This is a genomic window from Helicobacter sp. 23-1046, assembly GCF_053654635.1.
In genome coordinates, this window is record NZ_JBSIUS010000001.1 from 811113 (window position 1) to 825598 (window position 14486).

Below are 14486 nucleotides of genomic sequence, written 5' to 3' on the forward strand. Positions count from 1 at the left end.
ACAATCATACAAGTTAAACAAGGCGAGATTAGCACGAGTAGCATACAGATATGAGTTTTTGTTTCTAAAATAGAGATGTGTCTTGGTGCAATAATTCTCAAATGAGATGATTTAAGGAGTAAAAATGCGTTTATATAACATTATGACACTTGTGTGGATTCTCGTTGTAGCAGGCTATATAAACGGGTGCTCGATTATACAAAACTTGCAAAATATGGATTTAGGCACAAATGCTAAGCCAGATTCACAAATACAATCTAAATCTTCCTGTCCCAAAAAATACTGCCCCAACACGAGAGATAAACTCGTAAGACTCCTTAAAAATCAAAATGTCTCTTTAAGCGACATTGACACGAGCAAAATTACTGATATGAGTTTTTTGTTTGCTAATTTCAATGATGAAAATGGGAAAAATCTATGTGATAAAATTTCTACATTTTCAAAAAAACAACAAGAAAAATGCGAACACTCCGCGTCATATAGAAGGGATTTTAGCGGGATAGAATCGTGGGATACAAGCAAGGTCAAAAATATGAGCTATATGTTTTACAATCAACCTACATTTAACCAAGACATACAAATATGGAATGTGAGTAAGGTTACGAATATGGATTCTACATTTGCCAAAGCACAATCATTTAACCAGCCTTTAGAATCTTGGAATGTCGCTAATGTAAAAAATATGGATTCGTTATTTGCCTATGCGGAGTCATTTAACCAGCCACTTGATAAATGGAATGTAAGCAATGTGGAAAATATGGCACTTTTGTTTAGCGGAGCGAAGTCCTTTAACCAGCCTTTAGTATCGTGGAATGTGAGTAAGGTTAAAAATATGAGCTATATGTTTTCTTACGCGCAAGCCTTTAACCAACCGCTCAATAATTGGAATGTCAGCAAAGTAGAAAAAATGTATAATATGTTTAGCTACGCGCACAATTTTAACCAGCCATTAGATAAATGGAATGTGAGTAAGGTTACAGATATGGCAAATATGTTTTTTGAGGCGAAGTCCTTTAATCAGCCTTTAGTATCGTGGAATGTCGCTAATGTAAGGGATATGTCTTTTATGTTTGCTCACGCGCATTCTTTCAACCAAAACATACAATCGTGGAATATTGCAAAAGTCCAAAATATGTCGTGGATGTTTGAATACTCGCCATTGCGATATAATCCACCAAAATGGTATGCCCCGTGGAAAAGACACAAAGTGGCAAAACAAACAGAATCTAAGTAGCTAATAAAACAAAGAAAGTGGGGAAACAATGACATTACTTATTGATAATTACGACAGCTTTGCTTATAATCTCTATCAGTTACTCGGAGATTCCTTGCGTGAGATAGGCGATGAAAGCCACCAAGAAATTCGTGTAGTGCGAAATGATGAGCTGACATTGAGTGAAATCGAAGCACTATCTCCAAGCCTTATCGTCCTCTCACCGGGTCCGGGTAAGCCTGAAAATGCAGGGATTTGCGTAGATGTGGTAAAACACTTCACGGGGAAGATTCCTATTTTTGGCGTGTGTTTAGGACACCAAGCAATCGCCATAGCCTTTGGTGCGAAAGTAAGCTATGCCAAAAGTATAATGCACGGCAAAACCTCACAAGTTACGCTTGATACAAGCTCGCGACTTTTTGCAGGATTCCCATCTATGACAAGTGTAGCACGCTACCATTCTTTAGCCGTGGTAGAATCCACTCTGCCACAAGAGCTTATTGTTACTGCTAGAAGTAATGATAATGAAATAATGGCATTAGAACACAAAGATTACGCACTTTTTGGTGTGCAATTCCACCCTGAATCTGTGCTCACACAAAAAGGCAAAATGATGATGAAAAATATTTTGGGGAAGCAATAACTTGTTTTGTTGTGGAGATTTAGATTCTTAAAGCAATGCGACACACCTCAAGTGCCACATTGCCATATTGTGTCAAAATTAAAGCTGTGCTGCGACTTCAGCAGCGAAGTCCTCGACCTTTTTCTCAATACCCTCACCAAGCTCAAAGCGCACATATTTTGTGATTTCTAGCTCATCGTTGATTTCTTTTGACACACTTTGGAGCACTTGGGCTATGGTCTTTTTATCGTCCATTACATAAAACTGCCCTAAAAGTGTAAGTCTTTGGTCTAATAATGTGCTATCTGCGATAAATCGCTCCATTTGTCCGGGCAAAATCTTATCCCAAATTGCTTCAGGCTTGTTTTGCGCTTTGAGATTCTCTTGGAGTTCTTTTTTCATAGAATCCAACACTTCTTGTGTCAGCTCACTCGCGCTTACATATTGTGGGATTTTGTGTAACGGCTTGCCAAGTCGCTTCAACTCCTCATTTTCTTTAGTAAGTTCTGCGATGAGTGCAACTTTTTCTTTTTGGATAAATTCGCTATCAAGCTCCTTGTAGCTCAACACTTGTGGCTTCATCGCTGCAGCGTGCATACAGAGATTTCTTGCAAGCTCGCTTGCTTTTGACTTAGAATTTGCGTTATTAAACTTCATTGCTATAAGCACGCCCACGCGTCCGTTTGAATGCACATACCCATTGACTATCGCGTTTCCTTGCACTTGGATACTATCAATCCTGCGCACGACAATATTCTCACCAATCTTAGCGATATTTTGCTGTAAAAACTCCGTAAAATTTGTGCCATCAATACTCGCGTTATGCAAAGAATCAATCTCCCTTAAGCCATTGTCAAAGACAATTTTTGTGCTTTTTGCTACGAGTTCTTTGAAGTTATCATTTTTCGCTACGAAGTCTGTTTCAGAGTTAATCTCAAGCATTGAGGCTTTAGAAAAATCACTTGAGACTTCCACGCTAATAATACCCTCGCTCGCTACTCTATCGGCTTTTTTTGCTGCTTTACTTAGTCCTTTTTCGCGGAGATATTCTACCGCCTTATCAATGTCTCCACCGACTTCTACAAGGGCTTTTTTACAATCCATCATTCCTGCATCAGTCATATCGCGCAGTTGTTTTACTAATTGTGCTGAAATTTCCATTGCCTAGCTCCTTTACACTACTCTGCTGTGCTAGCTTTTTTGGTTGCGCGAGGTTTTCTTGTCTTTGGTTTGGTTTCTTTCTCCTCTTGCAACTCACTTTCTAACATTTCTGGATTCTCGCTCAAAGTCTCTTCGATTGCTTCTTTGATGACTTCTTGCATTTCCTCTTCACTCGTGCTTAATGGTGCATTTTGCGTGAATTCTTGCTCTATATTATCCTTATTTTGCGCCCTACCCTCTACGATAGCCTCTGTGATTTCTTTACAAAAAAGCTGGATAGAACGAATCGCATCATCATTTCCCGGAATCGGATAATCCACAAGGTCTGGGTCGCAGTTCGTATCAAGTGGCGCGACTACGGGGATATTCAGTCGTCTTGCCTCTTCTACGGCGATTCTCTCTTTCACCACATCGATGACAAACAACACATCAGGCACACCTTTAAGGAATCTCACACCACCCAAATACTTTGTTAGTTTATCTTTTTTGCGCATAAGCATAAGTTTTTCTTTCTTTGTAAGTAAGTCAATCTGTCCGCTTTCTTCCATTTGTTCGATAATCTCAAGTTTGCGCACAGATTTTCTAATCGTGCTAAAGTTTGTAAGCATTCCGCCTAACCAGCGGAAATTCACATACGGAGCATTGATAGAATCTGCATATTGTCTAATAGTCTCGCTTGCTTGCTTTTTTGTGCCTACAAACATTATCGTCTTGCCACTAGCAGCATATTCCTTGACGATATTGTAAGTATATCGAAAGTATCGTAAGGTCTTTTGTAAGTCAATAATGTGGATATTCTTGCGCTCGCCAAAGATAAATCGTTGCATCTTTGGATTCCATCTTCTTGTTTGATGCCCGAAATGCACGCCACATTCCAGCAAATCTTTCATTGTTACCATTTGTTCTCCTTGTTTGTAAGTTTGGTTTATCCGCCATACCCATTAGCGCGCACTCGTTGCACGCGCAACCACTTAAAGGATTGGTATGTGTGAATTTAAAGATAAGCGTGAATTGTAGTAAAAAAAACTTTAAAAAAGACTTAAAGTAAGTAAAAAATTAGAAATTTCTTAAAAATCTCGCGCAAGATTCTGTCAAAAGACAGAATCTTAAAAACATAGCGGTAGCGTAGAGGTTTAATGCGCCACTGCTTCGCTAGCACCTATGCCACTTTGTGCGCGGAAGTCTTGCGCGCTAAATCCAGCCTTATCGATTTTAGCGCGTTTGCTTACATCCATCTTTGAAATCGCCCAAATTGCCACAAATGTGAGAGGCATAGAAAAAATCGCAGGGTGATTATATGGGAAAATCGCACTCTCAAATCCTAGCACACTCACCCACACGCTAGGACTTAGCACCACGAGCGCAAGGACAGCTACTAATCCTATGATTCCGCCATAAAGCACGCCATTTGTGGTTAAATCTTTCCAATAAATGCAAAGCAAAATTATGGGAAAATTCACGCTTGCTGCGATAGCAAAGGCTAATCCCACGGTAAAGGCGACATTTTGCCCCTCAAAGCCAAGCCCTAAAATGATTGCCAAGATTCCAAGCCCGATAGTCGCGCCCTTTGTTACGCGCATTTCGGTTTTTGGGTCGCATTTGCCGTCCTTGCAGACATTGACAAACAAATCGTGGCTTATCGCACTCGCTCCAGAAATCGCTAGCCCAGCCACTACCGCGAGAATCGTAGCAAACGCCACTGCTGAGATAAAGCCTAGCAAAATATCGCCACCAAGCACTTTTGCCAAAAGCACAGCTTCCATATTTGGCGGGATTGTGAATTGCCCTGCTTCATTGATAAAATCAGGGTTGCCAAGCAAAAATGCAATCGCCCCAAAGCCAATCACAAAGGTAAGAATGTAGAAATACCCGATTAGTCCTGTGGCGTAAAACACCGATTTTCGCGCTTCTTTTGCGTTTTTGACCGTGAAAAATCGCATTAAAATATGAGGCAATCCCGCCGTGCCAAACATTAGCGCAAGCCCTAGTGAAATCGCACTCACAGGGTCTGGCAAGAAAGTGCCCGGCTCCATTATCGCTGCGCCTTTGGCGTGATTGCTAATTGCCATTTCAAAGTAACGCGTTAAGTCAAATCCGCTTAAATAAAGAATCATTATCGCCATAAATGTCGCGCCACCGAGTAAAAGACACGCTTTGATAATTTGCACCCAAGTGGTGGCGTGCATTCCGCCAAAGGTTACATAGCAAATCATCAAGATTCCCACGATGATGACAGCATACGAGTAAGGCAATCCAAAAAGCACTTGGATTAGTCCGCCTGCGCCCACCATTTGTGCGATGAGATAAAACACCACCACGCTTAAGCCAGAAATCGCCGAAATCGTGCGCACGCGTTTTGATTCCAAACGATAGGCGATAATATCTGCAAAGGTGTATTTGCCTAAATTGCGAAACTTCTCAGCGATGAGGAAGAGCACAATGGGCCACCCTACCAAAAAGCCAATCGCATAGATAAGTCCATCAAAGCCGTTTGCAAACACAAGCCCTACTATGCCTAAAAAGCTCGCTGCACTCATATAATCCCCCGCTATGGCAATGCCATTTTGCATTCCCGTGATATTGCCCCCAGCGGTGTAAAATCCTGCGGCGGATTGTGATTTTTTACTCGAAAAATAAGTAATGCCAAGCGTGGCAAGGACAAATACCAAAAACATTCCAATGGCAAAGTAATTGCGCTCGCCCTGCGTGAAGCTCGCCGTATCCAATCCTGCGCCGTTTGCTACACTCGCAAACCCAAGCGCGATAAATGCCATAAAGACTAGCAATTTTTTCATTTTGCACCTCCATTGGTGGAATCTTTATTTGCGCGGTGTGCGCCTTGCGTGTCGCCTGCTATCATTCCTTCTAATGCGCCACTCTCTTTTAAATCCTCTAAAATTTCATCTTGCTCTTTGTCAAAGTATTTGTTTGCAAAAAGCGTGTAAATACCTGTGCTTACGATACTTATGGCAATAATCGCAATGCCAAGTATAATGCCTAGCGTGATAGAGCTAGGCCCCAAACGATAGCCGAGCACTTCGGGGAAAAATCCTACACTTGCTACAAAACCATAGTAACAAACTAAAATCACAAGCGAGAGATATAGGCAAAATTTATTTCTAAATGAAACAAATTTGTAGAATCTCGCTTTTGCATTTTTTTGCGTGATTTCTTTCATATTGACTCCTTATAGTTTGATTTATGGACTTATTGGAGTTGAAGTCCATAAAGTTATTATGTTTAAAAAAGTAAAACAAAAATCTAAATATTTCAATATTTATTTTAAATGTATTAAAAAGTAACATTTAAATTATTTTTATTAGTAGATTGTCATTTATGTGTAAAAATTATAATATTAAAATAATTGAGAAAAATTACGACAAAATATGGGGAGATTCTGCCATTTTGTAGCCACGCTTCGCTTTATTATTTTGGCTTAGCGATTTTGATTTAGTTGTGTTTGTTGGCTATTTTGGATAAATTCGCTCAATCTCTCATCATTGTTTGTAAAAATAGCAATTTTTTGCGCTAACCACTTGACACCCCCCCCCCCCCATTTGCTAAAATACGCATTTTAAAATTTCAAACGCAAGGACTTCAAATGACAGGCAAAATTTTAGGACAAGGGGCGATTCGCGGTGAAGATGGCGTGAGATACTACTACGATGAAGGTGCAATCAAAAATCTACAAGATGTGCAAAATATCAATGGTTGTGAAGTGGATTTTGAGATTGAAAATGGCAAGGCGGTGGATATTTTCATCATCAAAAGTGGTGAATCTAGCAACGAATCTAAACAAAACAACAATGCACTAGGGCAAACTTTGGGTAATTTAGGGAATCTGGCTGGTGGTTTGGGTGGTTTGAGAGCTAGTCAGCTTGGGAGCAATATAAACACAAAAGACAACAAGCCCAAATTGGATCCCAATCAGCAAAAAATTAGTGCAGATAATGTTGATGATTTTATTTTTAGTGGCATTGTAAGTAATAGCAAAAATACACTCTTAGGACAAACATTATTTGACATTGACAATACAAGTTTTATATGGAATGATACTCTCATAAATAGTAGTCCCATAAGTGATGGCGATGAAGTCGCAGTATGTGCTACACCTACATCCAATGGACAATACAAAGTGCAGAGTTTAAAAAACAATACAAAAGGATTATTTTTTGAAAAAAGTTTTTGGGGACCTGCCATTCTGCTTAAGATTCCTATCACTGCAATATTGGGGTTTATAGCTATATGGTGCTATTATCCACTATCAGCGGGTTCATATAAAAATGGTTTTGGTTTGGTATTTGATCTATTATTTATTGCCTGTGTTGTATTGGGTTACTTTATTTTTAAAAAAATCAAGAGCAAAAGTTCTAGTTGGCTTTTTGCCCTATTGATAAGCTTTATGCTTTTTATGCTCCCTGCTTTATTGGTCCTTACTAGAATGGATTTATTGCAAGGTTATCATTGGGTTTTTATGTTTGGTGTTATTTCAAGTGTTTTAACCATCGCAGTCATTGTATTGTTAAAATCAGAATACAGCCTCACAAAACTAAATGACACGATAAAAAACTACAAATTTTGATTTGTTAGATTCTTATAAATCTAGCAAATCAAATCTTATTAAATATTTTATCGCTTTTGGTGTTTTGACTTTGCATTGCGCGCTTGTTTAGCTATAATTGCAAAAATTTATAAGGAATCCAAATGCCCACACCAAAGCCCCACTCCATTCTCTTTGTCTGTCTTGGTAATATCTGTCGCTCGCCTCTTGCGGAGGGGATTGCACGAGAAATCAACAAAAAGCACGATTTGGGTTTGCGCATTGACTCCGCTGGGACAAGTCGCTGGCATATCGATGAGCCACCTTGCGATGGCTCACGCAATGTCGCTAAAAAGCACGGCTTTAGCATTGATGACTTGCGCGGGAGACAAATTAGCGTGTATAGCGATTTGGAGTTTGATATGGTTGTCGCGCTAGATTCTCAAAATTACCGCGATATTCTCAATCTCGGGTTTGAATCTGCTAAAGTGCGAAAACTTGGCGAGTTTGGATTGGATAATAAAGATGTGCCAGACCCGTATGGATTCCGCGATGTGGAGGGGTTTGAAATGGTCTATGAGATGATAAAAATAGGCGTTGAGAATCTACTTGGCAAAACACTCTAAATTCACACTTAACGCTTTGTCTTTTCGCGCACGATTTGTATAAGCTCTATGGCATTCTCTCTTGGCAAGTCTGGCAACATTCCGTGCCCGAGATTAAAGATATGGGGCTCATTACCCACCACGCGTAAAATCTCCTCCACACCTGCTATCATCGCCTCTTTATCATATAATCTCGCGGGCTCTAGATTTCCCTGCAAGACATATTTGCTTCCAAGTTTTGCTTTCGCAAGCTCCATAGGCGTGCTCCAATCCACGCCAAAGACATCAAAATTCCCGTTGATATGCTCTAAAAAGCCAGCAATTCCTTTGGGGAATAGCATTACAGGAATGTGTGGATACTTGCCCTTTAAAAAACGCGCAATGTCGCTCATATAACGCCAACTAAACTCCATATATGCACTGCACTCTAATGCACCCGCCCAACTATCAAAAATCTGCACCGCATTTACGCCAGATTCTATTTGTTTAGAGAGATAGCCTTTGAGCTCATCGCTCAATTTTGCAAGAAGTTTATGCAAAAGTTTGGGATTGGTATAGAGCATTTTTTTGCTCTTTGTGTAAGTCTTGCTCCCCTCGCCCTCAATCATATAAGTCGCCAGCGTCCAAGGCGAGCCACAAAACCCAATAAGTGCTTTATCTTTGGGGAGTTTTGAGCGAGTCAAACTCACACAATCATACACATACTCGAGATTCCGAAACGCGCCAACCTTAAGCCTATCTATATCACTATCGCTTTGGATAGTTTGTGAAAATTTCGGTCCCTCACCCGCAAGGAACTGCAAATCCAATCCCATTTCTAATGGCACAACCAAAATATCACTAAACAAAATCGCCGCATCAACGCCCAAAATATCCACAGGTTGGAGTGTAACTTCGCTCGCTAATGCGACATTTTGACACAAATCTAAAAAGCTCCCTGCCTGCGCCCTTGTCGCTTTGTATTCACTTAAATATCGCCCTGCTTGACGCATTAACCAAGTAGGCATATAGGGCGTTTGCTTCTTAAAGCACGCATCGATAAAAATCATCATTTATCCTTTTGCAATGAAATCCATTTTTGTGCGATTCTCACCGCGTTTGTCGCTGCACCCACGCGAATCTGGTCAGCGACACACCAAAAATGCAAAATATGAGGATTAAAGCAATCCACGCGGATTCTCCCCACATAAGTCTCATCGGTATCAGTGGCGACACTTGGCATTGGATAGAGATTTGCGCTTGGATTATCAAGCACCACGATATTTGGTGCAGATTTTAGCACTTCTTGTGCGCGCTTGCAAGTTACTTCTTTTTTGCAAGTTATGCTAATGCTTTCGCTATGGCTTCGCAAAATCGGCACACGCACACAAGTAGCACTTATCGCAAAATCCTCGTGCATAATCTTTTGTGTTTCTTTTATCATTTTCATCTCTTCTTTGGTGTAGCCATTATCTTGGAATACATCAATATGTGGGATAGCATTAAGTGCGATTCTATGTGGGAAAACACTTGGTGAAGTAGAATCTAGCTCAAAGGCAAAGAATTTTTGCATTTGCAAGACAAGCTCCTCCATTCCGCTTTTTCCCGCGCCAGAGACCGCTTGATAAGTGCTTACATCTACGCGCGTGATTCCAAATTCTTTATGTAGTGGGGCTAAGGCTTGCACCATTTGGATTGTCGAGCAATTTGGATTAGCGATGATTCCACGCTTCTCCCACAATGCAATGTCTTGTGGATTAACTTCAGGCACAACCAATGGCACATCACTATCCATACGATAAAAGCTCGTATTATCTATCACTACGGCTTTTGCACGCACTGCTGAGGGCACAAATCGCTCACTCACACTCCCACCAGCAGAGAAAAACGCGATTTCAATGCCCTGCTTAGCAAACACTTCATCAGTAGTCTCTATAATCTCATAGTTCTTGCCCTTAAATTCTACAAGCTCGCCAGCACTTCTCGCACTCGCTAGAGGCACGATTTTTTTTACGGGGAAGTCTTGCTCTTCTAAAATCTTTAGAATCTCCTCTCCCACTGCGCCACTCGCACCCACAATGCCTACAACATATTTTCTCATTTTCACTCCAAAGTCTCATTAAAAATGCGAAAATTATACTAAAAGTTTGGATAATGCGTGTTTTAAGATTTGTTTCTCATTGATAAAACTTAGGCTACAATACATTATAAAAATCTAAAATTCGCTTACTTCAAGGACTTTGAGTGTTTTTTGGTGATTCCAAAATGCGCTCGGAAACAAATACTCTCCACCCAAAAATGCAAAATCTACATTGATAAAATCCACCTCAAATTCTGTTTGCTGTGAAATGACTTCAAGCAAAAATGTCGTGCAATAAAAACGCGTAGAATCCGTGCTTAGCACAAAAGGCTTAGCAAGATAACGCAAGGAATCACGAGCCATAGCAGTGCGAATCTCTTGTGGTAAATCAAGCCTCCTTAGCCCAACTGCTTGTGCTTGCGATAAAAAATTTTCTAACGAACTAATAATCACCTGATTTGGCGCATTTTTATCATCATCGGTAGTCGCGTGAATGACAGAAAGTGGCTCTAATGAAACAATCATACCAATGTGTGAAAAAGGAGAATGACTAATATATGTGATAATATCGCTCTCGGTGTTTAGCCCCTTGCGGAAAATTAAATCCCCAACTTCCGCATTTTGGCTAATTTTTAATGCGATTGGCTCAATGTCCGCTGAAGTTCTCTTGGTGCTTTGATTGGGCTTAAAAACAATGCCAAACACACAAAGACAAGCAATAAGTGCTATGGCAAATACGATAGCAAGTTTTTTATATGTGTGGAAAGGCTCACCAACTCGCAATCTATCTCCCAATGATTGACTTTATTAAGTTATGCAATGCTTCACACCCACTAAAACATAAACACTACGCGCCATTCTCCATCGATAAGCCAAATATTGCTATATCGCTCCGTTTCAACCACTCCATTGCTAAATTCTACCACCACTTCCATGCTCGCTTTGGTGTCTTCTTTATACTCAAGATTCTGCGTCCTAATGGCTTTAACCTCGCCATTTTGCTTCCATTGCTCACTAATGCTTGCGAGTTTTTGATTCATAAGCGCGATTCTCTCTTTATCACCAAATGGCTTGCCATCTCTGTCGCGAACTTCTTTTATCACTTTATCAATATCGCCATCAATAGTGTATTTAGCAATGCGTATCGCCGCGTCTTCTGGCGTTTTAGAGCCACTACTACAACCTACAAATCCTAAAAATGCACTAAGCAATAGAAAAGAAAATAATTTTTTCATTCTAATCCTTTTTAAGTAAGATAATCAAAATTGTGCGTTATAAAGCCTTAAAATACACTTAAATTCGCATTTTTCTTATAAAATTTTGCATTATATTTCAACAAACACGACTACATATTGCAAAACAGCTCTTTTGCTTCCTTTTCTCTCTCTTTGGCTTTGGTTGTCTTATTATGAGAATCTACCATACCTTGCTCGCCTAAGATTCTATACGGGTGGGTATAAATATTACATCGATTACCTCGTGCGAAGCCAACAAGCGTGATTCCTAGCAGTGCGGCTGCTTTAATACCAAGCTCCGTAGTCGCAGAGCGCGAAATCACAATCGCAATATCGTGCATCGCTGCCTTTATAACCATCTCCATAGAAAGTCGCCCACTCACTACCAAAACCGCCTCGCTAATATCAATGCCCTGCAAGCGTGCCTTGCCAACGACTTTATCAATGGCATTATGTCGCCCCACATCTTCGCTCTCAATCCTACTTTCATCGCTCAACACAAGTATCGCTCTATGCACGCAACCTGTCTTAGCAAACAAATCGCTATCTACTTCAAAGTTTTCAATAAGATTCCACAAGCGGGGAAGTGGCAAATGAAGTGGCGTGGAGATGAATTTTTGGATAATTTTTCCCTCAAAATTTGCACTCACTCCTACACAACACCCAGAAGTAAGCGTCTTTTCGTGGAAAAGATTGACGATTTTTTCCTCATTGATTTTTGCCTCCACAGACACACTCAAGCCATCTTGTGCCACTTCGATATGTGTAATGTCTTTGGCAGATTCTATCACGCCCTCACTCATTAAAAATCCTACCGCGTGGGCGTCTTGGTCCTTTGGGAGCGACATTGTAGAGAGGAGTTTTTGTCCATTGAGATACAGCGCGATGCGTTGCTCGGTGATGACATAATCACTTGATTGCTTTGTCGTGCTATCCCCACTCACGCTGTCTTTTTGTAAGGTTATTGCTGGAATTTGTTTGATAAAATCCACTTAAGAATCCTTAAACTTAATAATTTTATAAAGCACAATTTATCATAAAATCACGCTAAATATTGCATTAACGCTTTTTAAAGAATCTTATTTTACCTCTTTGCGCAATTCTTTAATACGAGCACTCTTGCCACTGCGAGAACGCAAGTAATACAACTTTGCTCTGCGCACGCGTCCCTTGCGTAATACTTGTATAGAATCTAAACTCTCACTATACAATGGGAAAATCTTTTCCACTCCTACATTGTTCGCGCCAATTTTACGCACGGTAAAAGTTGTATCCACACTCCCACCGTGTATAGCTATACACACACCCTCGAAGTTTTGGATACGACTTTTGTCACCCTCTTGAATCTTAATGCCAAGTCGCAAAGTATCTCCAGCCTTAAATTCTGGGACTTTCTTATCACCAATTTGCGCTTTTTCAAAATTTTGTATGTATCGATTTTTCATTTATGCTTCCTTAATTGCCCTGCTTTGTGCGCTTACGCCACAAATCTGGGCGAAAATATTTAGTCTTACACATTGCTAAGCGGTTTTTTAAATCCGTGATTTTACTATGATTTCCCTTTAAAAATTCTAAAGGAACATAAAAATTTGTAAATTTTTGTAAATTTTGTTGCATTTTTGATGAATTTTTTGCAAAACTTAAAGATTGCAGCATATTGGATTCAAAACTTTCCCCGCGCAACGACTCTTCATTGCCAAGCACACCGCTTACCTGCCTCGCAATAGAATCTGCAAGGCATAACGCACCAAGCTCCCCGCCCGTCAAAATAAAATCCCCCACGCTAAACACTTCATCGCCAAAAGATTCCACCAATCGCTCATCAAAGCCCTCATACCGCCCACAAACAAAACTGATATGATTTTTTTTGGCTAGTCGCACACTATCTTGTTGTGTGAATGGCTTACCACAGGGACTTAAAAAAATAATATGAGAATCAAGATACCCTTGCAAAGCATAAGCTAACGCTTCAAAGCCTATAACCTGCCCCGCTCCACCACTTATTGGTGGATTATCAACCTTTTTATACACATTTTGCGCAAAATCTCTAAAATCAATACATTCAACGCTTATCAACCCATTATCAATCGCGCGCTTTAGCATAGAATCTTCAAAATACGGCGCAATGAGATGAGGAAAAAGCGTAAAAAAACTATATTGAAGCATTCAACTACTCCGCAAAATATCAAGCCCATAGCGCACCTCTATACGCTTATCTTGTATATCAGTGGTTATAATATATCGTTGTGTATAAGGGAGTAAAAAACTCTTTGGTGCATTAGGGACACAGGAATTCACACACAAATAATCAATATCTCCAATGCGCTCAATATCGCTCACTTCCCCAAGCAACAAAGAATCTTCAACCACTTCACACCCAATAATCTCACACCAAAAAAACTCCCCATCGCCAAGCTCACACTGCTCCTTGCTTTGCGCTAAAGTGGAGTAAAGTTTATGATTTGTGAGAATCTGCGCTTGCTCTTTAGTGGTAATTTCTTCAAAGGCGATTTTGACAAACTCTTTTGTGCGGGTAGATTCTGATATATGAGAATCTAACAATGCCTTTGGAAACACACAAGAGCGAATGTGAAGCGTGGGATATTGCAACGAGGAGCTAAGAAACTCACGACCCTTCTTTAACACTTGAGGAAAGTCGCTGTATATAAAAAGTCGCAAACTTCCATCTATGCCGATACTACGACCAAATATGCCAATAAGGAGTTTTTGATTTTGTGTATCCAAGCAGACAGACTCATTGCTGTGTGGGCTTGATGATGATTTTATAGTTTTGTCCATCTTTGGCTTTTGCTCCTGATATGAGCGTTTTAAGCGAACCAATCATCTTGCCTTCTTTGCCAATAAGCCGTCCCACATCGTTAGGGTGAGCAAAAATACAAATCTCTTTAAAACTTAGACCTTTGGAATCTTTATCCACACGGCTTTGGATTTTTATGCAATCTGGCTTTGTTACAATTTTTTGCGTGTATTTTTCAACAAAAGTCTCTACCATACCCATATTTTCCTAATTTTTTGTGTATTTATTTAGAT

The 14486-nt window shown here is 40.1% G+C and carries 17 protein-coding genes; 4 read left to right on the forward strand and 13 right to left on the reverse strand.

What is annotated here, in order from left to right:
- The first annotated feature begins 124 nt into the window (after nt 1-124).
- Both ACWIUJ_RS03955 and ACWIUJ_RS03960 read left to right on the forward strand, forming a co-directional pair.
- On the forward strand, nt 125-1234 hold the full coding sequence (locus tag ACWIUJ_RS03955) for a BspA family leucine-rich repeat surface protein (RefSeq protein ID WP_454169104.1): 1110 nt from the start codon (nt 125-127) through the stop codon (nt 1232-1234).
- A gap of 28 nt (nt 1235-1262) precedes the next feature.
- Nucleotides 1263-1856, forward strand: coding sequence for an anthranilate synthase component II (locus ACWIUJ_RS03960; protein WP_454151538.1), 594 nt, complete (start codon nt 1263-1265; stop codon nt 1854-1856).
- A gap of 78 nt (nt 1857-1934) precedes the next feature.
- Here ACWIUJ_RS03960 and tsf read toward each other — a convergent pair whose 3' ends face one another.
- The 4 genes from tsf to ACWIUJ_RS03980 all read right to left on the reverse strand — a co-directional run bounded on the left by tsf (nt 1935) and on the right by ACWIUJ_RS03980 (nt 6174).
- Nucleotides 1935-2996: a translation elongation factor Ts gene (gene tsf / locus ACWIUJ_RS03965; RefSeq protein WP_454169106.1), complete on the reverse strand. Its 1062-nt coding sequence runs from the start codon at nt 2994-2996 to the stop codon at nt 1935-1937.
- 17 nt (nt 2997-3013) lie between these two features.
- Entirely contained in the window at nt 3014-3895 is an 882-nt protein-coding gene (gene rpsB, locus ACWIUJ_RS03970; protein WP_454151532.1) for a 30S ribosomal protein S2, read from the reverse strand.
- Nucleotides 3896-4129: 234 nt separating this feature from the next.
- Nucleotides 4130-5791, reverse strand: coding sequence for a cation acetate symporter (locus tag ACWIUJ_RS03975; protein WP_454151530.1), 1662 nt, complete (start codon nt 5789-5791; stop codon nt 4130-4132).
- Nucleotides 5788-6174, reverse strand: coding sequence for a DUF485 domain-containing protein (locus ACWIUJ_RS03980; RefSeq protein ID WP_454169108.1), 387 nt, complete (start codon nt 6172-6174; stop codon nt 5788-5790). The genes ACWIUJ_RS03975 and ACWIUJ_RS03980 overlap by 4 nt, the downstream gene beginning before the upstream one ends.
- Nucleotides 6175-6597: 423 nt before the next feature.
- Here ACWIUJ_RS03980 and ACWIUJ_RS03985 point away from each other — a divergent pair, with 423 nt between their 5' ends.
- Nucleotides 6598-7578, forward strand: coding sequence for a hypothetical protein (locus ACWIUJ_RS03985; protein ID WP_454169109.1), 981 nt, complete (start codon nt 6598-6600; stop codon nt 7576-7578).
- A gap of 122 nt (nt 7579-7700) precedes the next feature.
- Entirely contained in the window at nt 7701-8162 is a 462-nt protein-coding gene (locus ACWIUJ_RS03990) for a low molecular weight protein-tyrosine-phosphatase (RefSeq protein WP_454151525.1), read from the forward strand.
- 8 nt (nt 8163-8170) lie between these two features.
- Here the strand turns inward: ACWIUJ_RS03990 and hemE are convergent, their stop codons facing one another.
- The 9 genes from hemE to ACWIUJ_RS04035 all read right to left on the reverse strand — a co-directional run bounded on the left by hemE (nt 8171) and on the right by ACWIUJ_RS04035 (nt 14448).
- Entirely contained in the window at nt 8171-9190 is a 1020-nt protein-coding gene (hemE, locus tag ACWIUJ_RS03995; RefSeq protein WP_454169720.1) for a uroporphyrinogen decarboxylase, read from the reverse strand.
- Nucleotides 9190-10221, reverse strand: a complete 1032-nt coding sequence (locus ACWIUJ_RS04000) for an aspartate-semialdehyde dehydrogenase (RefSeq protein ID WP_454169111.1) — start codon at nt 10219-10221, stop codon at nt 9190-9192. Before ACWIUJ_RS04000 ends, hemE begins: the two co-directional genes overlap by 1 nt.
- A 114-nt stretch (nt 10222-10335) precedes the next feature.
- Nucleotides 10336-10983: a YiiX/YebB-like N1pC/P60 family cysteine hydrolase gene (locus ACWIUJ_RS04005; RefSeq protein ID WP_454169113.1), complete on the reverse strand. Its 648-nt coding sequence runs from the start codon at nt 10981-10983 to the stop codon at nt 10336-10338.
- A gap of 50 nt (nt 10984-11033) precedes the next feature.
- Nucleotides 11034-11435 carry a DUF4878 domain-containing protein gene (locus ACWIUJ_RS04010; RefSeq protein ID WP_454169115.1) on the reverse strand — a complete coding sequence of 134 codons (402 nt, stop codon included), beginning with the start codon at nt 11433-11435 and terminating at the stop codon, nt 11034-11036.
- A 110-nt stretch (nt 11436-11545) separates the two neighbouring features.
- Entirely contained in the window at nt 11546-12427 is an 882-nt protein-coding gene (fdhD, locus tag ACWIUJ_RS04015) for a formate dehydrogenase accessory sulfurtransferase FdhD (RefSeq protein ID WP_454151518.1), read from the reverse strand.
- An 87-nt stretch (nt 12428-12514) separates the two neighbouring features.
- On the reverse strand, nt 12515-12880 hold the full coding sequence (gene rplS, locus ACWIUJ_RS04020; protein ID WP_454151517.1) for a 50S ribosomal protein L19: 366 nt from the start codon (nt 12878-12880) through the stop codon (nt 12515-12517).
- A gap of 10 nt (nt 12881-12890) precedes the next feature.
- Complete coding sequence (trmD, locus tag ACWIUJ_RS04025; RefSeq protein WP_454169117.1) at nt 12891-13601, reverse strand: tRNA (guanosine(37)-N1)-methyltransferase TrmD; 711 nt, start codon at nt 13599-13601, stop codon at nt 12891-12893.
- Complete coding sequence (gene rimM, locus ACWIUJ_RS04030; protein WP_454169119.1) at nt 13602-14234, reverse strand: ribosome maturation factor RimM; 633 nt, start codon at nt 14232-14234, stop codon at nt 13602-13604.
- Complete coding sequence (locus ACWIUJ_RS04035; RefSeq protein ID WP_454151511.1) at nt 14191-14448, reverse strand: KH domain-containing protein; 258 nt, start codon at nt 14446-14448, stop codon at nt 14191-14193. The genes rimM and ACWIUJ_RS04035 overlap by 44 nt, the downstream gene beginning before the upstream one ends.
- Nucleotides 14449-14486 lie beyond the last annotated feature (38 nt).